This window comes from Azorhizobium sp. AG788 (assembly GCF_943371865.1).
In the GTDB taxonomy this organism is placed as follows: Bacteria; Pseudomonadota; Alphaproteobacteria; order Rhizobiales; family Xanthobacteraceae; genus Azorhizobium.
Window position 1 is genome coordinate 1 of sequence record NZ_CALRWL010000003.1, and the last position, 21,921, is coordinate 21,921.

The 21,921-nt window shown below is 68.0% G+C and carries 18 protein-coding genes and 1 pseudogene; 10 read left to right on the forward strand and 9 right to left on the reverse strand.

Going from position 1 to position 21,921, the window contains the following annotated elements:
• Positions 1 to 323: 323 nt before the first annotated feature.
• The 5 genes and pseudogenes from AAG816_RS02920 to AAG816_RS02940 all read right to left on the reverse strand — a co-directional run bounded on the left by AAG816_RS02920 (position 324) and on the right by AAG816_RS02940 (position 7,602).
• The gene (locus AAG816_RS02920; RefSeq protein WP_341987986.1) at positions 324 to 2,099 is read right to left on the reverse strand and encodes a hypothetical protein; all 1,776 of its coding nucleotides are present in this window, start codon (positions 2,097 to 2,099) and stop codon (positions 324 to 326) included.
• Between the two features lie 440 nt (positions 2,100 to 2,539).
• On the reverse strand, positions 2,540 to 3,376 hold the full coding sequence (gene fghA / locus AAG816_RS02925) for an S-formylglutathione hydrolase (RefSeq protein WP_341987987.1): 837 nt from the start codon (positions 3,374 to 3,376) through the stop codon (positions 2,540 to 2,542).
• Positions 3,376 to 4,488 carry an S-(hydroxymethyl)glutathione dehydrogenase/class III alcohol dehydrogenase gene (locus AAG816_RS02930; protein ID WP_341987988.1) on the reverse strand — a complete coding sequence of 371 codons (1,113 nt, stop codon included), beginning with the start codon at positions 4,486 to 4,488 and terminating at the stop codon, positions 3,376 to 3,378. The genes fghA and AAG816_RS02930 overlap by 1 nt, the downstream gene beginning before the upstream one ends.
• A 74-nt stretch (positions 4,489 to 4,562) precedes the next feature.
• Positions 4,563 to 6,080 (reverse strand): ATP-binding protein, encoded by a 1,518-nt coding sequence (locus AAG816_RS02935; protein WP_341987989.1) that lies wholly within the window; start codon positions 6,078 to 6,080, stop codon positions 4,563 to 4,565.
• Between the two features lie 214 nt (positions 6,081 to 6,294).
• A pseudogene (locus AAG816_RS02940) lies at positions 6,295 to 7,602 on the reverse strand (MFS transporter).
• 266 nt (positions 7,603 to 7,868) lie between these two features.
• Between AAG816_RS02940 and AAG816_RS02945 the strand changes: the two are divergent.
• On the forward strand, positions 7,869 to 8,372 hold the full coding sequence (locus tag AAG816_RS02945) for a peptide deformylase (RefSeq protein ID WP_341987990.1): 504 nt from the start codon (positions 7,869 to 7,871) through the stop codon (positions 8,370 to 8,372).
• A 6-nt stretch (positions 8,373 to 8,378) separates the two neighbouring features.
• Here AAG816_RS02945 and AAG816_RS02950 read toward each other — a convergent pair whose 3' ends face one another.
• The 3 genes from AAG816_RS02950 to AAG816_RS02960 form a co-directional block, all read right to left on the reverse strand.
• Complete coding sequence (locus AAG816_RS02950; RefSeq protein WP_341987991.1) at positions 8,379 to 9,521, reverse strand: hypothetical protein; 1,143 nt, start codon at positions 9,519 to 9,521, stop codon at positions 8,379 to 8,381.
• A gap of 18 nt (positions 9,522 to 9,539) precedes the next feature.
• Entirely contained in the window at positions 9,540 to 10,958 is a 1,419-nt protein-coding gene (locus tag AAG816_RS02955; protein ID WP_341987992.1) for an MBOAT family protein, read from the reverse strand.
• Positions 10,959 to 11,257: 299 nt separating this feature from the next.
• Positions 11,258 to 12,640, reverse strand: coding sequence for a PLP-dependent aminotransferase family protein (locus AAG816_RS02960; RefSeq protein ID WP_341988188.1), 1,383 nt, complete (start codon positions 12,638 to 12,640; stop codon positions 11,258 to 11,260).
• A gap of 362 nt (positions 12,641 to 13,002) precedes the next feature.
• Between AAG816_RS02960 and AAG816_RS02965 the strand changes: the two genes are divergently transcribed.
• From AAG816_RS02965 to AAG816_RS03005, 9 genes are all read left to right on the forward strand, one after another.
• The gene (locus AAG816_RS02965) at positions 13,003 to 13,485 is read left to right on the forward strand and encodes an MSMEG_0572/Sll0783 family nitrogen starvation response protein (RefSeq protein ID WP_341987993.1); all 483 of its coding nucleotides are present in this window, start codon (positions 13,003 to 13,005) and stop codon (positions 13,483 to 13,485) included.
• Positions 13,486 to 13,660: 175 nt separating this feature from the next.
• A complete protein-coding gene (locus AAG816_RS02970) occupies positions 13,661 to 14,743 on the forward strand; it encodes a Nit6803 family nitrilase (RefSeq protein ID WP_341987994.1) in 1,083 nt (360 codons plus the stop codon).
• On the forward strand, positions 14,649 to 15,785 hold the full coding sequence (locus tag AAG816_RS02975) for an MSMEG_0568 family radical SAM protein (RefSeq protein ID WP_341987995.1): 1,137 nt from the start codon (positions 14,649 to 14,651) through the stop codon (positions 15,783 to 15,785). Before AAG816_RS02970 ends, AAG816_RS02975 begins: the two co-directional genes overlap by 95 nt.
• Positions 15,782 to 16,324 (forward strand): MSMEG_0567/Sll0786 family nitrogen starvation N-acetyltransferase, encoded by a 543-nt coding sequence (locus AAG816_RS02980; RefSeq protein WP_341988189.1) that lies wholly within the window; start codon positions 15,782 to 15,784, stop codon positions 16,322 to 16,324. The genes AAG816_RS02975 and AAG816_RS02980 overlap by 4 nt, the downstream gene beginning before the upstream one ends.
• Positions 16,324 to 17,298: a sll0787 family AIR synthase-like protein gene (locus tag AAG816_RS02985; RefSeq protein ID WP_341987996.1), complete on the forward strand. Its 975-nt coding sequence runs from the start codon at positions 16,324 to 16,326 to the stop codon at positions 17,296 to 17,298. The genes AAG816_RS02980 and AAG816_RS02985 overlap by 1 nt, the downstream gene beginning before the upstream one ends.
• A complete protein-coding gene (locus AAG816_RS02990) occupies positions 17,295 to 18,452 on the forward strand; it encodes an MSMEG_0565 family glycosyltransferase (protein WP_341987998.1) in 1,158 nt (385 codons plus the stop codon). The genes AAG816_RS02985 and AAG816_RS02990 overlap by 4 nt, the downstream gene beginning before the upstream one ends.
• Positions 18,445 to 18,732: an MSMEG_0570 family nitrogen starvation response protein gene (locus AAG816_RS02995; protein ID WP_341988000.1), complete on the forward strand. Its 288-nt coding sequence runs from the start codon at positions 18,445 to 18,447 to the stop codon at positions 18,730 to 18,732. Before AAG816_RS02990 ends, AAG816_RS02995 begins: the two co-directional genes overlap by 8 nt.
• 17 nt (positions 18,733 to 18,749) lie before the next feature.
• A complete protein-coding gene (locus AAG816_RS03000; RefSeq protein WP_341988001.1) occupies positions 18,750 to 20,018 on the forward strand; it encodes an MSMEG_0569 family flavin-dependent oxidoreductase in 1,269 nt (422 codons plus the stop codon).
• Between the two features lie 34 nt (positions 20,019 to 20,052).
• A complete protein-coding gene (locus AAG816_RS03005) occupies positions 20,053 to 20,925 on the forward strand; it encodes a Pnap_2097 family protein (RefSeq protein WP_341988002.1) in 873 nt (290 codons plus the stop codon).
• 11 nt (positions 20,926 to 20,936) lie between these two features.
• On the opposite strand, the gene AAG816_RS03010 is transcribed toward AAG816_RS03005, so the two are convergent.
• A complete protein-coding gene (locus AAG816_RS03010) occupies positions 20,937 to 21,917 on the reverse strand; it encodes a tripartite tricarboxylate transporter substrate binding protein (RefSeq protein ID WP_341988003.1) in 981 nt (326 codons plus the stop codon).
• Between the last annotated feature and the right edge of the window lie 4 nt (positions 21,918 to 21,921).

The following is a 21,921-nucleotide window of genomic DNA, read 5'->3' on the forward strand; positions in this document are numbered from 1 at the left end:
GCGGTTTATAGGGGGCGCCCTTTTTCCTGTCAACACCCGAAAATCGAGTGACGAAAGCTCGACCCGCGCTGTGGACAGCGAAGGCGAAAAGAACCCACAACCGCATACTCCATCAGGATTGCGACGCCCGCAAGACCCTGTGTGAAAACACGGCGGATGCGGCGTTCGGCCCGGCATGAGCGATGGGCACGGATGCCGGTCGAAGCGCGGAGAATCCTGCCGCAGCAACGCTTGCCGTGTCCTTGAGGCCGTGTTGGAAAAAAGTGCGGGCAAGGGCGAATACTGCCGGCAGGCGCGCGGCAGGGCCGGAAAAGCCGGATTATTCAGCCAAGAAGCTGTCGCAGGCGCGCCGCCGATGCGGCCAGCCGCCCGGGGCGCGGCTGGCTCAGCCGCTGCGCCAGCGCATCCCGCGCCTCGGTCATCGCGGCCAGGGCCGCGGTGCGGTCCATCAGGGCAAGCTCGGCGGATTTCAGTTGGTCGATGAGCCGGTCACGGTCGGCTTCGGCGGCGACGGCCCGCCGCAACTCGGCGACGTGCGCGGCCGCCAGCGCGATCTCGCCACGCAGGTGCAGGTCCCGCTCCGCCTCGACCTCCCCCACACGATGGGCAAGACGCTCTCGGTCCTGCATCGACGTGGCCGCCCGTGCCTGCAGGTCCGCCGCGGCCCGATCACGGGCGGCCTCGGCCGCGCGGGCGCGGTCCCGGAGGAGATTGAGTTCTGCGGTGAGCGCCGCCTGCGCGGCCACATGGGCGGTGACCAGGTCGGCGACCTCCTGCCCGTGCCGGCTTTGCGCCTGCAGCGACAGGTCTTGGGCCTCGCGCAACGCGGCGGCTTCCACGGTCGCGGCGCCGACTTGCGCGGCCAGAGCGTCCCGCTCGGCGCCGGCCACGTCGGCGCGCTCCGCCGCGGCACGGGCACAGCGCTCCGCCTCGGCCACCTGCGCCGACTGGGCCTTGCGGATCTTATGGACAAAGAACTCGTGGCGCTCCCATTCCGCGAGGGCGGCGTCCTTCAGCGCTTCCACGAACGTCGCCGCCTGCGGGGTGCGGCAGCTGGCGCTGATCATCTTGGTGAACTGGTTGATGGTATCGACCACATCCTGGGTCGAGCGGACCGCCATTGGCGAGGCGTCAAAGCTCAGCCGCACGTCGGAGAGATCCACGGGGCTGCCGACCATCCGGCTCAGTTCCACCTCCACCTTGCGCCGAAGCACCGGATGGGTCGCCATCGCAGTGACATCAACCAGAAGCTCGCTGTCCTCAAAGGCCTGGGCCGAGAGGTAGAGATGCAGGATCAGAAAGGCCTGAAACAGCTTCTCGTCGGTGGGGGAAATGGTGCGGTCGGCGGTCCATAGATCCACCGCCGCCAGAAACGGATCGTGCCGCGACGCCTTGAGGGTGAGGTCGATGGTGTTGAGGAAATAGGGATTCCCATCCATCGCCTGACCGGCATAGGACGCCCATTGATGGAAGAGATTGCGGTGGCAGAACACCGTTCGCCCGCCAAAGGCCTTTCGCAGCGCCCGGGCCCGTCCCAGGCTACGGGTGCAGCACAGGACCGGAATCTTGCGGTTGGCATGGGCATTGGCGATCAGACGCGCCACATAGCTGCGCGCCGCATCGGGCAAGTCTCCATCCACGCCGCCGGCGGGAAGGAAGGACTCGAGCGCCATGTCCGCGGAGAAGCCGGGAATGCCGCCGGCGTCTTGCAGCAAGGGCAGGAACTCGAGGAAATAGGGCGCGCCGGAGGGATGCCGGGAGTCCCATCCGCTGTAGTTCAGCCCCGCAATATCCCGCACCGTGAGATGGCCGAGCGCTTCGTGGAAGATCTCGTAATAGGCGGTGGTGTGCGGCGTGGCGCGCAGCTTGCTCCAGAGCCAGGTGCTGGAGGTGCGAAAACTGGAGTGAACGAAGACCGGCGAGATATCCAGATGGGGGACGGCGATGGCGGCCGAGGAGCCAAGGTCTTTGGAGCCAAGGTCTTTCGTGCTGTGGTGCCCGCCCGCCAGGGCGCGGGACCCACGACCGGCGCCGCCGCTCGACACCGGGTGCCCTGCGTGCACCAGGACCGCACGGGAAGATTTACGTCCGCCCGGCATGACACCTCCGGCCGCCCGCTGCCCCGCTCCCGAATGGCTTCACCGGGTCGCCACCATGAAGAGACGCACCGTGGAGACACGCACGATGGGGAGACGCGCGATGGACAGATTCAGGATGAGTGCTGGCATGACAGACCAAAGTCGAACCGCTCATATTTAAAACGCCGCACGAACGCGACAGGTATAAAAAAACCGCGCGCAGCCATTGGCGCTCGAAAATGCCATGAGAAATGGTGAATTCTGCAACCGCTCATACAATGATGCGCACAGACGAGCCGGCGCATCAATCGTCTTCGACGAGAAAAACGGTCACAATTTTAAATGCTCGCAATATAGCGGCCGAAGATGGCAGCGAATTATTGCATCGCAACACGGAACAACTGGCGATGAGGGTGTTTTCCACCGCACCTTCTGTGGGCGCCGCTGCAAGCGGGGCGCGCTCAGGCGCCGAGCCGGTCCGCGTGCCAGGCGATATGGGCGCCCATGAAGGTGGAGATGAAATAATAGGAATGGTCATAGCCCTCGCGCAGATTGAGCGTGAGGGGAATGCCCGCCGCCGCGCAGGCATCCGCCAGCAAGGCCGGGCGCAGTCCGGTGTCCAGGAATGGGTCGGCGGTGCCCTGGTCCACCAGCAATTCGGGGACGCGATGGCCGTCGGCGATCAAGGCGGTGGCATCATAGGCCCGCCAGGCGGCGGGGTCGGGGCCGAGGTATTTCTCCAGCGCCGGGCGCGACCAGTCCGCCGTCATGGGCTGCACGATGGGGGCGAAGGCCGAGCAGCTCTTGAACCGATCTGGGTTCTTGAGCGCCAGGGTGAGTGCCCCGTGCCCGCCCATGGAATGGCCGAAGATGCCCTGGCGGCTCATGTCGGCGGGAAACTGCGCCGCCACCAGCGCCGGCAGCTCGTCACGCACATAAGAGGCCATGCGGTAGTTGGCGGCATAAGGCGGCTGGGTAGCATCCAGATAGAAGCCGGCGCCGGAGCCGAACTGCCAATTGTCCGGCTCGTCCGGCACCCCCTCGCCGCGCGGGCTGGTATCGGGGCACACGATCATCACCCCGCGCTCGGCGGCGGCGGCGCGATACTCGCCCTTCTCCATCACATTGACATGGGTGCAGGTAAGGCCCGACAGATACCACAGCACCGGCACCGGCCCGCGCGCCGCCTGGGGCGGCACGAACACGGCGAAGGTCATGTCGGTGCCGGTGGCGGCGGAGGCGTGGCGATAGACGCCCTGCATGCCACCCCGGGCGCGGACCTTGGACAGGGACTGCATCAGTAGATCACCACCGAGCGGATGGACTTGCCCTCGTGCATGAGATCGAAGGCGGTGTTGATCTCGTCCAGCGGCATGGTGTGGGTGATGAGATCGTCGATGTTGATCTTGCCCTCCATGTACCAGTCGACGATCTTCGGCACGTCGGTGCGCCCGCGGGCGCCGCCAAAGGCCGAGCCGCGCCAGTTGCGCCCGGTCACCAGCTGGAACGGCCGGGTGGCGATCTCCGCCCCCGCCGGCGCCACGCCGATGACGATGGAGGTGCCCCAGCCGCGATGGCAGGCTTCCAGCGCCTGGCGCATCACATTCACATTGCCGGTGCAGTCGAAGGTGAAGTCGGCGCCGCCGTCGGTCAGGTCCTGGATGGCCGAGACCACCTTGTCGGAGCCCACTTCCAGGGGATTGATGAAGTCGGTCATGCCGAACTTCTTCGCCATTGCCACTTTGGCGGGATTGATGTCGACGCCGATGATCTTGTCGGCGCCCACCATGCGGGCGCCCTGGATCACATTGAGGCCGATGCCCCCTAAGCCGAACACCACCACATTGGCGCCGGGCCACACCTTGCCGGTATAGACCACCGCGCCGATGCCGGTGGTCACCCCGCAACCGATGTAGCAGATCTTGTCGAACGGGGCGTCCTCCCGCACCTTGGCCAGAGCGATCTCGGGCAGCACGGTGAAGTTCGCGAAGGTCGAGCAGCCCATGTAATGGAAGATCTCGCCGCCATCGCAGGAGAAGCGCGAGGTGCGATCCGGCATCAGGCCCTGGCCCTGGGTGGCGCGGATCGAGGTGCACAGGTTCGAACGCTGCGACAGGCAGGTTTTGCACTGCCGGCATTCCGGCGTGTAGAGCGGAATGACGTGGTCGCCCACCTTCAGCGAAGTCACGCCCGCGCCCACTTCGCGGACGATGCCGGCGCCCTCATGGCCGAGGATCGCGGGGAACTTGCCCTCGGAATCCAGCCCGTCCAGCGTATAGGCGTCGGTGTGGCACACGCCGGTGGCCATGATCTCCACCAGCACCTCGCCGGGCTTGGGCCCGCCGATCTCGATGGTCTCGATGGTCAGCGGCTTCTTGGCTTCCCAGGCGACGGCGGCACGGGTTTTCATGGGACACCTCGGGTGCGGGGCTCGCGGCGGTCGTGCCGGAACACGGACAGGATCGGAACAGGCGCGGGCGCGCCCTATTCGGCGGCTTCGCCGTGGGGCACGGCGGCATAAGGGGCGTTGGGGTCGCCCGGCGCGGTCTCCCACGCCAAGCCGGGAATGGCGACGATGCGCTGGCCGCGGCCATCGGTGCGGCAGACGATGGCGCCCTGCTCTTCCATATAGGCCAGGATGCGCCGCGCGCGGCCGGAGGAGCGGCTGCCATAGGCATGGGCCACCGCCGCGTCGGACGGGCAGGGCTGGGTCTCGAACGCGGCGCGGGCCAGCACCAGGAACACGCTCTGCATGTCCTCGGGCAGTTGGCCGGCCATGGCGATGACCTCGCCCCAGGGCGAGCCTTCCTTGTCCAGTTCGGCGCTGTCGATGCCCGCATGGGCAATGGCGAGGCGGCGGCGGAAGGCGCGCAGGCTCAGGGGCTCGCCGGTGATGCGGCGGATGCGGCAGCGCACCAGGAAGTCCTGGTAGAGCACGGCGGCGGTGCGGAAGCCCGCCTCAGGATCGGTCAGGATCTCGCGCAGGGCCAGATCGATGGCCGCTTGGCGCTCCTCCGGCTCCATGGCCGGGGCGGCGGGCGCCGCCGTCGCGGGGATACGGGTGGCGCGGGCCAGCTGGGTGAGGATGTCGGCGGTGGGCACCGGCGCGGGCGCGCGGCGGGGCGGCGGCAGGATGCGCTCCTCGTCGGGGGCAGCGGTAAAGATCAGGTCCTGCGCATCGCCGCCCTCCATGGGGCCGGGCAGCGGCAGCAATTTGGGGCTGACGGAACGGGCGCCAGTTTCCACCCCGCCGATCTTCACCGGCAGCGGCCGGCGCGACAAGGCCGGCCCGAGGGCGATGAAATGCCCGGACTGGAGATCGCGGAACATCTCCGCCTGCCGGCGCTCCATGCCCAGCAAGTCGGCGGCGCGCGCCATGTCGATGTCGAGGAAGGTGCGGCCCATGAGGAAGTTGGAGGCTTCCGCCGCCACATTCTTGGCGAGCTTGGCCAGGCGCTGGGTGGCGATCACCCCCGCCAGCCCGCGCTTGCGGCCGCGGCACATGAGATTGGTCATGGCCCCCAGCGAGGCCTTGCGGGTCTCGTCGGAGACCTCGCCGCCGACGGCGGGGGCGAAAAGCTGCGCCTCGTCCACCACCACCAGCATGGGATACCAGTGGTCGCGCTCGGCATCGAACAACCCGCCCAGGAAGGCGGCGGCGGCGCGCATCTGCTGCTCGCTGTCCAGGCCCTCCATGTCGAGGACCACGGACACCCGATGCTGGCGCACGCGCGACGCGATGCGGTGCAGATCGGCCTCATTGCGGGAGGCATCCACCACCACATGGCCGTAGCGTTCGGCGAAAGTGACGAAATCGCCCTCGGGATCGATGATCGCCTGCTGCACCCACGGCACGCTCTGCTCCAGCAGGCGGCGCAAAAGGTGCGATTTTCCGGAGCCGGAATTGCCCTGGACCAGCAGGCGGGTGGCCAAAAGCTCTTCGAGATCCAGCGCCGCGGACACGCCCTGGCCCGTGAGACCGAGATCGATCGAAACCTTCATCGGCCCTCAGCCCTCACTTCGCCGTCGCACGACAGCGCCGCGCCGGCTGCACTTTATCAGGTTTGCCACCGCCACAAGACTCATGCGCCCGCTGATTTCCCGTTGGACAACGCAAAATCGGGCATGGCGTCTGCGGCCGGCGTCTGCTCCGGGCAGTTCATACCGATTCCCCCTCCGGTTTCAACCGCCGCCCGCACGGAGGTATCGACGCCCCTCAGGCGATGCCGCGGTCCCGGTCGCGGTCGGGATGGTGGAAGGCCAGCACCACGATCACCGAGGAGAAAGCCATGGTTGCCATCAGGATGAAGCAGTCGGTGAACGATCCGCGCAGGTTCAAAACCGCACCGGTGACCACCGGCGCCATGAAGCCGGCCACCGCGAAGGCAAAATCCATGACGCCGAGCGCGGTGGCCGCGCGCTGCGGCACCACGTCCACATTGACCGCATAATAAGCCGCATTCGCGCCCATGGAGGCCGCCACCGCCACCGTGATGCCGGCGATGGCCACGGTGAGGTTGTCGGTGAGCGCCACCGGCACGATGGCCAGTGCCGCCACCATCTGGCTGCCGGCGATGAGATAGGAGCGTGCAACCCGCAGCCGCCCGGTGGTCTTCAAGAGATGGTCCGACCACCGCCCCATGGCCCACAGCACCACGGCGGCGGAAAGCCAGGGCAGCACCGTGAACAGGCCCACCGCAGCGAGCTTCAATTTGTAGGCCTGCTCCAGATAGCTGGGCAGCCAGGACATGAAGAAGAACAGGAAATAGCCGAACACGAAGAAGGCCCATTAATTGGCCAGCAGGGTCGGATTGGTGAGCAGCAGGCGGATCAGGCCGCCCTGCGGCGCGGCCTCCCGCCGTGCCACCGGCGGGGCCGCGATTTCGGGGGCGCGGATCTGGGCCAGTTCCGCAGCATTCACGAACCGGGACTTGGCCGGATCGTCGCGGAACAGGAAATACCACGCCGGCACCCACACCACGGAGAGCGCGAACAGCACGGCAAAGGTGGCGCGCCAGTCCAGCCATGTGAGCAATTGGGTCACGATGGGCCCACCGATGGCCAGCGCCAGCGGCACCGCCACCAACGCATTGCCGAGCGCCGTCGCCCGCTCGTGCGGCGCCAGCCAACGGCTCACCGCGCCGGTGAGCGCCGGGAAGTTCGGCCCCTCCGAGACCCCCAGCAGCACCCGCGCCGCATAAAGGCTCATGAACCCGCCCGCCAGCGCCGTGGCGCCGATGGACACGCTCCACAGGATGGCGGCCATGGTGAGCACGATGCGGGCACCGTACTTGTCCACCGCAAAGCCACCCAGCAGCGTGGTCACCGCATAACCGATGCCGAACGCCCCCAGAATGCTGCCGGCGGCGGCCGGCGACAGGCCGAGATCGCGCTCCATCATTGGGATCGCGTAGGAAATGGCGGCGCGGTCAATGTAATTGACCACGGTGATGGTGAACAACAGGAAGACCACAAACCAGCGGTATCTGCTGGCGCCCACGCCTGCGCTGGACATCGCCACCATAGTGCCCTCCCCGGCGCCGCCCGGCGCAATGGCGCGAGCTTAGCCCAGATCGGTCGGCGATGGGACGCCGGGCAACCACCCATGCACGCGCGCGCCTCCGTTGTCCCCCGGACGGGGCGGCCTTCCGGCGTAAGAGCAACGGCTCCAGATGTGAGGTCACCGCGCCCGGGCTCTGCGTCTCGTGCCACCATGGCGCTGGCGTCTCCATTCTGGCATTGACCGGTTTACGCTGCCGCGTTCGTTCGCCACAGGAGCCTTGATCCCGCATGCCCGTCCGCCCGATCGTGCGCTTCCCCGATCCGCGCCTGCGCGCTGTCGCAACGGCGGTTTCCAGCTTCGATGCCGCATTGGCCGCGCTGGCCGCCGACCTGCTGGACACCATGCGCGAGGCCCCCGGCATCGGCATCACCGCGCCGCACATCGGCGTCGCGCAGCGGGTGGTGGTGCTCGACCTGCCGGAGGCGGGCGTGTCTTATTATGTGAACCCGGAGGTGATCGCCGCCTCGGGCGATGTGCAGCGCCACCCGGAAGGCAGCGTCTCCATGCCCGGCGTGGTGGAGGATGTGGAGCGCCCGGCCTGGGTGAGCGTGCGCTACCAGGATCTGACCGGCGCGCCGCAGGAGATCACCGCCGAGGGCCTGCTGTCCGTCTGCCTCCAGCATGAGATCGACCAGTTGGACGGCATCTTCTGGACCCAGCGCCTCTCCCGCCTGAAGCGGGACCGGGTGGTGAAAAAATACCAGAAAATCCAGTCAGGCGTCCGCGCCTGACTGGATCTAAGCCTTGGGTCGTTGCTCGATGAGCTTGATGGCGGCATCGATGTCGGCGGTATCGGCGAATGCGGCAATGGCCGGATGCCCCACCTCGATGAACTGGATCACCAGCCAGCGCGTATCCGCCGGCAGCGCGGCGATGATCTCACTGATCTTCAAACCGGCCTTCCAGCGAATGCGGTGAGTCTCGACGAAATACGCCAGCACGCCGGACCGCAGCATGCCATCAAGGAAACTGTCGCCGACGAAGACCGTCGGCGGGAGCAGGCGCGGGTCCGGCGAGGCCTGCGTGGCATGCTCAAAAATGTCGGTGCGAGCTGCCTGGGTGAAGCCGGCCGGCCAGTCCCAGGTCTGGCCGATCATCAGCATGTCCTCGGACGGGGGCACGAACAGCGGCATGAACATGGCGATCCCGCCGCTGCCGCGCTGGGTCACGATCTTCAACGGATGCGTCCAGACCGAGTTCGGCCGGCCTTCGATCTTGCTGATCTCATCCACCAGCGCCTTGCCGACCGGATAGGCCGCAGGATCGTTCCAGTGGAAATCCGTCAGATGGAAGATCCGCCGCGACTTCATGGCGGTCCGCAGGATCTCCGTGCTGTCAACGAAGCTCACCGCCGGCAACGCCCGCAGCTTGGCCACGAACTCATCGATCCGTGGCACCGCCGGGCGACGGACCGCGGAGGACGGCAGCAATTCCGGATAGAAGCGGTCGCTCATCATGTTGATCACGAAGGCGGTCTGGATTCCCGCTGCCTTCAGCGCGCGCGTCAGCCGATCGATCCCGGCGATGGCGGGCGCCTCGGCCGTGACGAGGGCCCGCTCCATATAGGGCTCCTCCACATTCAAGGTCGAGCGATAGAACAGCTGGCCGTCGCGCCCGACCAGCACGCGGTCGGACATGCCGAACACGGAGAAGTCCACTTGCGTCTTCAAGCGGATGAGGATGGGCCGCAGGCCGAAATGATCGGCGAACCAGCGATCCGCCACGCGCGGAATGGCGTCCAAGGGCGTCGCGGCGGTGACCGGCGGCGCAAGGGTCCGGTTCTCCTCCACGGGCGGGATCGGCACCAACCCCGTCAGCATCTGCAGGCCGGGTAGAAGCGTCAGGCCAAAGAACACGGCCACGAAGGCGATGCGCCACATGCTGCTGCGGTCCCTGGTTCAGAAGCGGAAATAGATGAAGGGGTTGAAGCCGTTCGCGGCGATCAGCACCGACGAATAGACAAACAGAAGCAGTGCCGTGCTGCGCTGGGCGAGCGCACGCAGGGGGCCGGCCGGTTCCGACCCGATGCCCGCCAGGATCCGCCCCACCGGCGCGACCGAGAGCACGGCGCCGAGGCAGAAGAACACGATTTTGTCCGGCGTCAGGAACGCCAGGACATCCACCGGCGCAGCGGCGTGACCGAACCCGGCCATGGCCTTCAGGAACGTCCCTGCCGCGCCCAGGCTATCCGCCCGGAACAGCACCCAGCCGACCATGACCAGCAGCAGCGTCACGGGCCAGCCGATCACGCCCGGCAGGGCACCGCCCCGGCGGATCGCCACCCGTTCGATGACCAGGAGCACGCCGTGGTAGCAGCCCCAGGCCAGGAAGGTATAGGCGGCGCCATGCCAGAGCCCGCACAGCACGAAGACCGTGAACAGGTTCACATAGGTCCGCACCGGCCCGCACTTATTGCCCCCGAGCGGAATGTAGAGATAGTCGCGGAACCAGCGCGACAGCGTCATGTGCCAGCGGCGCCAGAATTCGGTGATGCTGAGCGAGCGATAGGGCTGGTCGAAATTCTCCGGGAAGCGGAACCCCAGCATGCGGCCGAGCCCGATGGCCATGTCCGAATAGCCCGAGAAGTCGAAATAGATCTGCAAGGTGTAGGCAAGCGCCCCCACCCAGGCCGCGGCGGTGCTCAGTTGCTCCGGCGGCAGGCCGAACATGTGGTCGGCCAGCGTGCCCATGCCATCGGCGATGATGATCTTCTTGCCCAGGCCCCAGCAGAACCGCACGATCCCCGCCTCGACGTCGTCCAGGGCGATGGGGCGCCGCAGGATCCGGTCCTGCACTTCCACATAGCGCACGATCGGGCCGGCGATCAGCTGCGGGAACAGCGTGTGGTACATGCCGAAAGTGACAAATCCCCGCGCCGGCGCGATCTCGCCGCGGTAGATGTCCACCAGATACGACAGGCCCTGAAAGGTGAAGAAGGAGATGCCGGCGGGCAGGATGATCCCCGCGGGGGCCAGCATGATCTGGATGCCGGCCGGCATCAGCGCGTCATGGCTGACGCCCACCAGGAAGGTCCAGTATTTATAATAGATCAGCGGCAGGAGGTTCAGCAGGATGCCGAACCAAAGCAGGCCGAACCGCGCCCGGCCGGCCGGTGTCCGGGCGAGCATCACGCCGATGACCTGATTGACCACGATGGAGGCGATCAGCACCAGGCTGACGAAGCCCGCATCGATCGTATAGAAATACAGACTGCTAATCAGCAGGACAAGATTACGAATGCTCGCCGGAACGGCGTAATATATAAAGAAGAAGATCGGAAGGAAGGCGAACAAAAAGCCCGGCGAACTGAACGACATGGCCCGGCTTCCACCTTTTCGTGCCGATGTTAACTGTATTCGACGAGGTCGAACGCGTTCAGCCCTTCAGGCCGGCGGCAGTCCATCGTGCAGGTAGCATGGGCGGACCGATCAGGCAATCATCGCCCCCTGACGTTGCAACGCCGCCGTTGCTTGATCGCCGCACCGCGCCGAACACCTTGCACGACCCGCCGGATGCCTCGCCGAAACGCCGCGCGCCCCGTTCGACATCCGCCGGTCGGCAGCGTCGATCCTGTCCAAGGTCTGCGCCCCCGGGGCGCACGCCTGATGCTACCCCCTCACAGCACCGACGAAGCTTCCGCCGGTGAATGGGCCAGGGCGTGGGCCATGTATTCCAGCGCGTGCCGCACCTTGTCGCGGCCCACCGGCCCGCCCAGGCAGACACGGGCGGCTTCCGGCGGCGCGCCGTCGACGCAGAACGCATCGCTGGCGACGATGCCGATGCCGGTGGCCTGCATGTGGCCGACAAAGGCCGAGCGGGTCCACGGCTCCGGCAATTCCACCCACAGATTGAAGCTGAGCGGATCGGCCCGGAAGCTGCCCTTGGGCAGGATTTGGGTGGCGAGCGCCTGCCGGGCAGCGGTCTCGGCGCGGATGAAGCGCAGGATGGTGTCGGCGGTGCCGTCCTCGATCCAGCGGGTGGCCAGCGCCACGGTCAGCGGGGAAGCCATGACATTGGCCGCCCGCAGCGCCGCCGCGAACGGCCAGCCGGCCCGCGCTTCCGGCGCGATCACATAAGCCGCCCGCAGGCCGGCGCCGATACATTTGGCCAGCCCCGCCACATGCCAGGTGAGATCGGGGGCGATGGCGGCGAACGGCGGCAGGCCGTGGGCGGGGATGAAGCCATAGGCGTCATCCTCGACGATCTTCAGATTGAACCGCCGCGCCACCGCCACGATGGCCGCGCGGCGCGGCTCGGGAATGGTGAGCGTGGTGGGGTTCTGCAGGGTCGGGTTGAGATAGAGCGCCTTCGGCGACAGGCTGCGGCAGGCTGCGGTGAGGGCGTCCGGGTCGATCCCGTCCGCATCCATGGGCAGGCCCACCAGCTTCAGGCCCAGCTGGGCGGCGATGGAGCGGGCGCCGGGATAGGTCAGCGCCTCGCACAGCACCACGTCGCCGGCCTTGGCCAGCAGGCCGAAGATGCCCAGCAGGGCCGCATGGGCGCCGGGGGTGACGAAGATGCGTTCCTGCGCCGGCACCAAGGCCCGCCGCCCCAGCCAGGAGGAGGCGGCATCCTTGTCGGCGGGCGCGCCGCCGAAGCTCTGGTAGCGCAGCAGCGCCACCAGGTCGCGGGACACCTCCACCAAGCCGTCCTGCATCCGCGCGATGAGCGCGGGATCGTCCGGCTCCGGCGGCAGGTTCATGGTGAGATCCACCAGATCCGGGCGGGCGGAGCGCGCCTGCGCCGCCGCGCGCGGCACGCCGCGCACAAAGGTGCCCTGGCCGACGCGGGATTCCACCAGCCCCCGCTTCTGCGCCTCCACATAGCCCCGCGCCACGGTGGTGAAGTCGATGTCGAGACGGCTCGCCAGCTTGCGCTGCGGCGGCAGGCGGTCACCGATGGACAGGCGTCCGGCCTTGATGTCCTCGGCGATGCCATCGGCAATGGCGAGATAGCGCGGCTTGTCGCTGCGCGTCAGGTCCGGCGTCCAATCGGGCATGGGGCGGGGTGTCTTCTCCATGCGGACGGATCGCTTCCGCCCGCTCAAAATTGACTGTATAGTGTTGCAGTCATCGCTTGTCACGCGGTGCGGCGACGGCGGGCGTGGAAAAATTCCGCGCTGCAACACATGGCATTGCGTGCGGATCAGGCATCGGGCTGCCGGATTCCTCGGCGTGTGACTGCGAGTCGAGCACCGGGTCGCTGGCGCCTTCCGCTGCATTGATCGCAAGATTGAATGCATTTTGCATGCATTGCTGATGTTATGTGCAATCTGTCAATTGGCACATTGATTGCAATTTTCCCCTCGTGACCGCCCTTGCCCCCAGCAAGGCCGCAGGTCTCCCCCACGAGGAGAAGCCGATGCCCGCCGTGACCGCCCCCGCCCACCAGAAGGGTGATTTCTTCGTCGATTACGAGGACAAGAAGTTCGAGGACGTCAAAGCCCAGCCGGGCGAAAAGGCCCTGGTCACCTTCCATACGGTGGCGTTCGAGGGCTCCATCGGCTTCGTGAACCTGCTCCAGGCCACCCGCCTCAAGCGCAAGGGCTTCGAGACCTCGATCCTGCTCTATGGCCCCGGCGTGACGCTGGGCGTGCAGCGCGGCTTCCCGAAGCTGGGCGACGAGGCCTTCCCCGGCCACATGAACTTCAACAACCAGATCGTCAAATTCATCGAGGAAGGCGGCAAGGTCTATGCCTGCCGCTTCGCGCTCCAGGCCCTCTACGGCCATGGCGAGCCCTCGCTGATCCCCGGCATCATCCCCATCAGCCCGCTGGACGTGCTGGACCTGGTGCTGCTCCACCGCCGCGACAACGCCTTCATCCTCGACACCTGGACCCTCTGACGGCGCCGGCGCAACCAGCCACACCGTCACCTCAGGTCTCGTCATGGCCGGGCTTGTCCCGGCCATCCACGCCCGGCGGCCGGGCGCACCGTTCCATGCCCCGCTCTTTCGGCTCGGCGTGGATGCCCGGGACAAGCCCGGGCATGACGACCGGAACGTCAGGACAGAAAGGAAGATGGCCATGTCGGCCAAGACACCAGAGAAGCGCATCGTCCGGGTCGCCGCGGTGCAGATCGCGCCCGATCTCGACGACGGCGCCCGCACGCTGGACCGCGTGCTGGCCGCGCTGGCCGAGGCGGCCTCCAAAGGGGTGCAGATGGTGGTCTTTCCCGAGACCTTCCTGCCCTGGTACCCCTATTTTTCCTTCGTGCTGCCGCCGGTGCTGACCGGCGGCGAGCACATGCGGCTTTATGAACACGCGGTCACCGTGCCCGGCCCGGTGACCGAGGCCATCGCGGCCGCCGCCCGCCGCCATGCCATGGTGGTGGTGCTGGGCATCAATGAGCGCGACCACGGCTCGCTCTACAATGCCCAGCTGATCTTCGACGCCGACGGCACCCTTCTGCTCAAGCGCCGCAAGCTCACCCCCACCTTCCATGAGCGCATGATCTGGGGCCAGGGCGATGGTGCCGGCCTGAAGGTGGTGGACACCAAGGTGGGCCGTGTCGGGGCGCTGGCCTGCTGGGAGCATTACAATCCCCTCGCCCGCTACGCCTTGATGGCCCAGCACGAGGAAATCCACGCCGCGCAATTCCCCGGCGCGCTGGTGGGGCCGATCTTCGCCGAGCAGATCGAAGTCACCATCCGCCACCACGCCTTGGAGAGCGGCTGCTTCGTGGTCAATGCCACCGGCTGGCTCACCGAAGAGCAGGTGGCCCGCATCTCCCCGGACGAAAAACTGCGCAAGGCCCTCACCGGCGGCTGCATGACGGCGATCATCTCGCCCGAAGGCAGCCATCTGGTGCCCCCGCTCACCAGCGGCGAGGGGCTGCTGGTGGCCGATCTCGACATGGCCCTCATCACCAAGCGCAAGCGGATGATGGATAGCGTCGGCCATTACGCCCGCCCCGAACTGCTCAGCCTCGTGCTCGACACCCGCCCGGCGCTGCCCATGCACACCGATGCCGCCTTTCCCTCCCCGCCATCCTTCGGGAGTCGCCGCGATGAAGCAGACCAGCCCCAGCACCGCCCCCATCCTGCCGCTGCCGACGGCGGAGCTGATGAACGAATTGCAGTCCTACGGGGTCCGGCTCGCTGATCCTTCCGCCGGGGCTGAAAGCCGGCGCGGCGGGGCCGGCCCCTCCGACCACAAGGCGCTGACGCTGGACGGCATGACCGTCATGGTGCCGGTGCACACGGCGCCGGCCGCCCGCAGCCCCTATGCGGTGGAGACCCCCGACGCGCGCGGCGCCAGCCGCATCACCCGCGACGGCCTGCCCATCGCCCAGGTTTCGTTCCCGCTGCGGCCGCGCTTCTATGAGCGCACCACGGCGGACGGCATTCCCTATTCCAAGATCGCCGTGCTGCACGGGCGCGACGTGCTCGCCACCACGGTGTTGCAGGAGTGCGTGCGCTTCCAGAGCCGCACCAAGACCTGCCAGTTCTGCGCCATCGGCCAATCGCTGGCGGAGGGACGCACCATCGCCCGCAAGACCCCGGCGCAACTGGCGGAAGTGGCGAAAGCCGCCGTGGAGCTGGACGGGGTCACCCATATGGTGATGACCACCGGCACCCCGCCGGGCAAGGATCGCGGCGCCGCCATTCTCACCGAGAGCGCGGCGGCGGTGAAGGCTGCCGTGGACCTGCCGATCCAGGCCCAGTGCGAGCCCCCGGACAGCGACGCCTGGTTCGCCCGCATGAAAGCGGCGGGCGTGGACGCGCTCGGCATGCATCTGGAAGCAGTGACGCCGGAGGTGCGCGCCCGCATCATGCCGGGCAAGGCGCAGGTGCCGCTGGAGCGCTATTTCGCCGCCTTCGATGCCGCCGTGCCGGTGTTCGGGCGCGGGCAGGTGTCCACTTATATTCTGGCGGGCCTGGGGGACACAAAAGAGGCGATCCTGGGCATGTGCGCCCAGCTCATCGCCCACGGCGTCTATCCGTTCGTGGTGCCGTTCATCCCTATTTCCGGCACGCCGCTGGAAGGCCATGCGGGGCCGACGCCCGGCTTCATGCACGAGATCCTGGCGCCATTGGCGCAGATGGTGCGGGCCGCCGGCCTCCGCGCCACCGACATCAAGGCCGGCTGCGGCAAGTGCGGCGCCTGCTCGGCGCTCTCCACCTATGAGCGGGGGATCGGCTGATGTTCGACGCCTTCAAGCCGTTCACCGCCAGCGAATTCCAGGTGAAGTTCGCCATGGACCCGTGGGAGCGCGCCGGCGCCGCGGCCCTGCGCCGCCGCGTGTTCTGCGGCGAGCAGGGGCTGTTCGGCAGTGACGACCGCGACGCCATCGACACCCACGCCATCCCCATCGTCGCGCTGTCCCTGTGGGGCGTGGCGGCGGATGCGGTGGTGGGCACGGTGCGCATTCATGAGCCGGAGCCGGGCATCTGGTGGGGCTCGCGCCTCGCGGTGGCGGAAGACTATCGCAACGTCGGCACGCTGGGCTCGGCGCTGATCCGCCTCGCGGTCTCCTCCGCCCATGCCCGCGGCTGCCGGCGCTTCTTCGCTTATGTGCAGAGCCAGAACGCTTTGCTGTTCCGCCGCCTGCGCTGGCGCACCCTGGAGATCGTGGATCTGCACGGCCGCCCGCACCATCACATGGAGGCGGACCTGGCCTATTACCCGCCTTTCGCCGCCCCGGAGACCGGGTTCCTGGCCTTCCCCAAGCGGGCCGCGTGATGGAACAGGCGCTTGCCACCCTTGCCCACACCCTGCGGGCCAGCGCCGGCCTCGCCGGCAAGGCCGACATCGCCCAAGTGGCGGCGCGGCTCGGCCTGTCGGGGGCGGGCGCGGTGCCGGTGGGCGATGATTGCGCCGCGCTTCCCGATGGCGACGGCTGGCTGCTCTTGGCCATCGAGGGCTTCATGAACGGCTTCGTCGCCGGCGATCCCTGGTTCGCCGGCTGGTGCGGGGTGATGGTCAATGCCTCCGACATCGCCGCCATGGGCGGGCGGCCGCTGGCGGTGGTGGATGCGGTTTGGGCCGATGGCGAAGACGGCGCCGCCCCGGTGCTGGAGGGGCTGGCCGCCGCCTCCTCGGCCTTCGGCATTCCGGTGGTGGGCGGGCATACCAATATCCGCAATGATCGCGGCCAGCTTTCGGTTGCCATCCTCGGCCGGGCGAAGCGCCTGCTCACCAGCTTCGATGCCACACCCGGCCAGCGGCTGGTGGCGGGCATCGATTTGCGCGGGCGCTACCGCGCGCCGTTCGACAATTGGGAAGCGGCCACGGACGCCCCCTCCGGGCGCCTGCGCGGCGATCTGGAAGTGCTGCCGCTGATCGCCGAGGCGGGCCTGTCGCGCGCGGCCAAGGACATCAGCCAGGGCGGCATCGTCGGCACCGCCGCCATGCTGGCGGAATGCTCGCAGGTGGGCATCGCCCTCGACCTCGCCGCCGTGCCGCGCCCGGAGGGCGTGGATCTGGCCCGCTGGCTGCTCACCTTCCCCTCGTTCGGCTATCTGCTGGCGGCGGACCCGCAGGACGTGCCGGCCCTCGTCGCCCGCTTTGCCGCCCGCGGCATCGCCGCCGCCGACATCGGCGCGGTGACCGCAGACCGACGCGTGACTCTGAGCGATGGCTCAGGGAGCGAGACCATCTGGGACTTCACCCAGCGCCCGCTGCTGGGCTGCGCCCCCACCGGAGCCGCCGCATGAGGGGGCCGCTCGCCATCGCCATATTGGCCCATTCCACCAATCCGCGCGGCGGGGTGGTGCATGCGCTGGAACTGGGCGATGCCTTGGTGCGCCTGGGCCATCGCGCTTGCGTCCACGCGCCCGACGCCGCCGGACGGGGCTTCTTCCGCGAGACCCTGTGCGAGACCCTGAGCATCCCCGCCCGCGCGGTGACCGGCGACACCACCGCCTTGGTGGAAACCCGCATCGACGATTATCTCGCTTACTTCACCGATCCGGCCCACCGCGCGTTCGATGTCTTCCACGCCCAGGACGGCATTTCCGGCAATGCGCTGGCCACCCTCAAGGAGAAGGGCCTGATCCGCGCCTTCGCCCGCACCGTCCACCATATGGACGCCTTCGCCGATCCCCGCCTTTCGGTCTTGCAACAGCGCTCCATTGTCAGCGCCGACGCCCTGTTCACAGTCAGCCGCACCTGGCAGGCGCATCTGGCCGAGACCTTCGAGCGCCCCGCCGTGCGGGTGGGCAATGGGGTGGATCGCACCCGCTTCTCGCCGCGCCCCGATGGCCGCGATGCGGCGCTGCGCCAGCGCCTCGCCTTGGGGCCGGGGCCGGTGTTCCTGGCGGTGGGCGGCATCGAGGAGCGCAAGAATACCGTGCGCATCCTGGAAGCCTTCATCCAGGTGCGGGCGGTGCTGCCCACGGCGCAATTGATCATCGCCGGGGGCGCCTCGCTGCTGGACCATGACGCCTACCGCCGCGCCTTCGCCCACACCTTGCGCGCCAGCCCGCTGGCGCCCGGAGCGGTGATCGAGACCGGGCCGCTGGCGCAGGCGGACATGCCGGCGCTCTACCGGGTGGCGGATGCCCTGGTGTTTCCCTCGCTCAAGGAAGGCTTCGGGCTGGTGGTGCTGGAGGCCATGGCCAGCGGCCTGCCGGTGGTGGCCCCGGCCATCGCCCCCTTCACCGAATATCTGGGGCCGCAGGATGCGGCCTGGTGCGATCCGCTCACCGCCCATTCCATCGCCGACGCCATGATGGCGGTGCGCACCGAGCCGCAGCGCGGGCGGCTGGTGGCGCGCGGCGCCGAAGTCGCCGCCGCCCATGACTGGCAGCACACCGCCCGCGCCCATCTGGCCGCCTATGAACAGCTGACGGAACCCGCCCATGCCTGAGATGCGCTTTCATATCCGCTGGCCCGATGGCCGGGCGGAGGCCTGCTATTCGCCCTCGCTGGTGATCAAGGATTATCTCGTGCCCGGCCAGAGCTACGAACTGGCCGATTTCCTCGCCCGCAGCCGCACCGCCTTGCAGATCGCCAGCGACCGGGTGGCGGCGAAATACGGCATGCCCTGTTCCCGCGCCCTCAATCAGCTGGCCCGCATCGAGGCCGCCGCCCGCCCCTTTGCCGACAGCCCCCAGCCGCGCGTCACCGTCGACGCGTTCGACGAATGACCTTCGGAGCCCCAGCCATGACCGACATCCCACATCATTCCGTGATCGTCATCGGCGGCGGACAGGCCGGCCTGTCCATCAGCCATTATTTGAAGCAATACGGCGTGGATCACGCCGTGTTCGAGAAAGGCGAGGCGCTCGCCGCCTGGCGCGATCAGCGCTGGGACAATTTCTGCCTGGTGACGCCCAACTGGCAATGCGCTTTGCCCGGCCATCCCTATGACGGGCCGGAGCCGGACGGCTTCATGAAGAAGGACGAGATCCTGGCCTATCTCGCCGCCTTCAAGGCCAAGGTGGATGCGCCTCTGTTCGAGGGCGTAGCGGTGAAGCGCGTCTCCCCGCGTGCCGGTGGCGGCTTCCATGTGGCCACCAGCGCCGGGGACTTCACCGCCGATCAGGTGGTGGCGGCCTCGGGCGGTTATCACACCCCCATCATCCCCCGCTTTGCTGAGCGCTTGCCCAAGAGCATTGTGCAGCTGCATTCCGAGCAGTATCGCAACCCCGCCGCCTTGCCGGACGGCCCGGTGCTCGTGGTGGGCTCCGGCCAATCCGGCGCGCAGATCGCCGAGGATCTGCATCTGGCCGGACGCCAGGTGCATCTGGCGGTGGGCGATGCGCCGCGCTGTGCCCGTTTCTATCGCGGCCGCGACGTGGTCACCTGGCTGGCGGACATGGGCTATTACGACATGCCGGTGGAGCGCCATCCCCTGCGCGAAGGGGTGCGCGACAACACCAACCATTATGTCACCGGCCGCGATGGCGGCCGCGACATCGACCTGCGCAAATTCGCGCTGGAGGGCATGAAGCTCTACGGCCTGCTGGGCGATCTCGACGGCACCACCCTCTCGTTTGCCCCCACCTTGCGCGCCGCGCTGGACGAGGCGGACCGGGTCTATAACGGCATCAATGCGTCCATCGATGCTTATATCGAGAAGGCCGGCATCAGCGCCCCGCCGCCCTCGGTCTATGCGCCCGTGTGGCAGCCGGAGGCGGAACCGGCGCGCCTGGATCTGGCGGCGGAAGGCATTGCGGCGGTGATCTGGTGCATCGGCTTCCAACCGGATTTCCGCTGGCTGGATGCCCCGGTGTTCAACGGCGCCGGCCAGCCCAAGCATCATCGCGGCGTCACCTCGGAGCCGGGGGTGTATTTCCTCGGCCTGCCCTGGCTGCACAGCTGGGGCTCGGGCCGCTTCTCCGGCGTCGATCGGGACGCCCGCTATCTGGCCGAGCGCATCACCGAGGCGCTGGCCGGCACCGCCGCCCAGCCGCTGCGGGCAGCCAGCTGACGCCACACGGCGCAGCGCAGAGGAGGAGCCGGCCATGAGCATTCTGGTGTTTCCCCGCCGCGCCAACGCCCCGCCGCCGGTGCCGCAGGCGCTCTCGCCGCTCGCCCCGGCGGTGGTGGTCGGCATGCCGCATCTGAGCCTCGGCGGCCTGTCGGAAAGCTGGCTGCTGAAAGAGTGTGGCCACCGCCACTGGTTCCTGCTGGCGGGGGCGGCGGGCGAGGCATTGCCGGATTTTCGCGACGGGGACGGCGCCCCGGTCTACGCCGCCTTCTGCGGTGTGAGCGTGCGGGAGGCGGCCCTGGACGCGGTGGCCGAGAACGACACGCTCAGCTTCGCCTCCTCGCTGGCCCATGTGTCCCGCACCCAGTTCTGCAGCCGCCATGTGGTGCGCCTGGGCGAACGGATGGTGGCCGAGGTCGAACTGGTCTCGGTGTTCGTGAAGCGCCTGGAGCCGGGCCGCAACCGCTCCGCCGCCCGCGTGCGGCCGGAGGGCCTGCCGCCGTTCGTGCCCGGCGAGGTGAGCCGCACCGCGGCGCTGGCGGCGGCGCTGCGCAGCGGCCGCTGGGACGCGCATCTGGGATTCACCCGCGGCGCGGCGAGGGATCTGGGGACAATGGTGCTCAACCCCTGCCCGTCGCAGGATTTCAACGGCGCCCACTTCCTCTATTTCGCCGCCTTCCAGGCCTTCGCCGACCGCGCGGAATGGGAGCTTTTGGCGCCGGCGCCGGGCACGGTGAGCGTGGAGCGGGACATCCTCTATCACGGCAATATCGAGCCCGGAGAGCGCATCATCGCCCGGCTGAAAGGCGAGCGCCGGGCGGGAACGGATCTCGCCCACTGGCTGGCGCTGGAGCGGGAGGACGGCGGGCGACTGGCGGATGTCTTCACCCGCCGCCGCCTGCCGTGACCCGGCTGCGCCTATTGCTTCTCGATGCCGGCCTTGTCGATCACCGCCGTCCATTTGGCGATGTCGGACTTCAGCCGGTCGCCCAGTTCCTGCGGCGTGCTGGCCTTGGCTTCGATGCCCAGTTCCAACAGGCGCTTCTTCACATCCGGCATCACCATCACCTCGCCGATGGTCTTGTTGAGGATGGCGATGACCTCCTTCGGCGTGCCGGCGGGGGCGAAGATCGCGTTCCAGGAGGTGACCTCGAACCCCTTCACGCCGCTCTCGTCCACCGTCACCAGGTCCGGCGTCACCGGCGAGCGCGCCGGCCCCGACGAGGCCAGAGCGCGGATCTTCTTGTCCATCATCATGGCCTTGGCGGAGGCATAGCTGTCGATCATCAGATCCACATCGCTGCGGGTGGTGGCGATCACCAGGTCCGGCGTGGTCTTGTAGGGCACGATGGTGAAATCGATGCCCGCCATGGACTTGAACAGCTCCGCCGACAGATTCTGGCTGGAGCCCACATTGACGGTGCCCACATTCAGCGCGCCGGGATTGGCCTTGGCGAAGGCCACCAGATCCGCCACCGACTGATATTTGGAACCGCCGCCGGTGAGGAACAGGAAGTCGAAATAGCCCAGCGAGGACACCGGCTCGAAATCCTTCACCGGATTGAACGGCAGCTTCTTGAACAGCGGCACCGAGATCGCCGTGCCGTTGGTCATCAGCGCCAGCGTATAGCCATCGGCGGTGGCCTGGAGCGCGGCGCGCGCGGCGGTGATGCCGCCGGCGCCGGGCAGGTTCTCGATCACGAACTGCTGGCCGAGCTTCTCGGTGAGCTTTTCCGCCACCACCCGTACGGTGATGTCGGCAATGCCCCCCGGCCCGAACGGCACCGTGATGCGCACCGGGCGGGTGGGATAGGGGGTCTGGGCGATCGCCGGGGCAACGCTCGCCAGAAGGGCGGCGGCCACGGCGCAACCGGCGGCAAGCCGGGCAAGAATGCTCATGTTG

Excerpts from the sequence above, each read along its gene's own strand:
- AAG816_RS02920 (WP_341987986.1), bottom strand. The coding sequence starts at position 2,099 with ATGCCGGGCGGACGTAAATCTTCCCGTGCGGTCCTGGTGCACGCAGGG.
- fghA (WP_341987987.1), bottom strand. The coding sequence starts at position 3,376 with ATGCAGTCCCTGTCCAAGGTCCGCGCCCGGGGTGGCATGCAGGGCGTC.
- AAG816_RS02930 (WP_341987988.1), bottom strand. The coding sequence starts at position 4,488 with ATGAAAACCCGTGCCGCCGTCGCCTGGGAAGCCAAGAAGCCGCTGACC.
- AAG816_RS02935 (WP_341987989.1), bottom strand. The coding sequence starts at position 6,080 with ATGAAGGTTTCGATCGATCTCGGTCTCACGGGCCAGGGCGTGTCCGCG.
- AAG816_RS02945 (WP_341987990.1), top strand. The coding sequence starts at position 7,869 with ATGCCCGTCCGCCCGATCGTGCGCTTCCCCGATCCGCGCCTGCGCGCT.
- AAG816_RS02950 (WP_341987991.1), bottom strand. The coding sequence starts at position 9,521 with ATGTGGCGCATCGCCTTCGTGGCCGTGTTCTTTGGCCTGACGCTTCTA.
- AAG816_RS02955 (WP_341987992.1), bottom strand. The coding sequence starts at position 10,958 with ATGTCGTTCAGTTCGCCGGGCTTTTTGTTCGCCTTCCTTCCGATCTTC.
- AAG816_RS02960 (WP_341988188.1), bottom strand. The coding sequence starts at position 12,640 with ATGCCCGATTGGACGCCGGACCTGACGCGCAGCGACAAGCCGCGCTAT.
- AAG816_RS02965 (WP_341987993.1), top strand. The coding sequence starts at position 13,003 with ATGCCCGCCGTGACCGCCCCCGCCCACCAGAAGGGTGATTTCTTCGTC.
- AAG816_RS02970 (WP_341987994.1), top strand. The coding sequence starts at position 13,661 with ATGGCCATGTCGGCCAAGACACCAGAGAAGCGCATCGTCCGGGTCGCC.
- AAG816_RS02975 (WP_341987995.1), top strand. The coding sequence starts at position 14,649 with ATGAAGCAGACCAGCCCCAGCACCGCCCCCATCCTGCCGCTGCCGACG.
- AAG816_RS02985 (WP_341987996.1), top strand. The coding sequence starts at position 16,324 with ATGGAACAGGCGCTTGCCACCCTTGCCCACACCCTGCGGGCCAGCGCC.
- AAG816_RS02990 (WP_341987998.1), top strand. The coding sequence starts at position 17,295 with ATGAGGGGGCCGCTCGCCATCGCCATATTGGCCCATTCCACCAATCCG.
- AAG816_RS02995 (WP_341988000.1), top strand. The coding sequence starts at position 18,445 with ATGCCTGAGATGCGCTTTCATATCCGCTGGCCCGATGGCCGGGCGGAG.
- AAG816_RS03000 (WP_341988001.1), top strand. The coding sequence starts at position 18,750 with ATGACCGACATCCCACATCATTCCGTGATCGTCATCGGCGGCGGACAG.
- AAG816_RS03005 (WP_341988002.1), top strand. The coding sequence starts at position 20,053 with ATGAGCATTCTGGTGTTTCCCCGCCGCGCCAACGCCCCGCCGCCGGTG.
- AAG816_RS03010 (WP_341988003.1), bottom strand. The coding sequence starts at position 21,917 with ATGAGCATTCTTGCCCGGCTTGCCGCCGGTTGCGCCGTGGCCGCCGCC.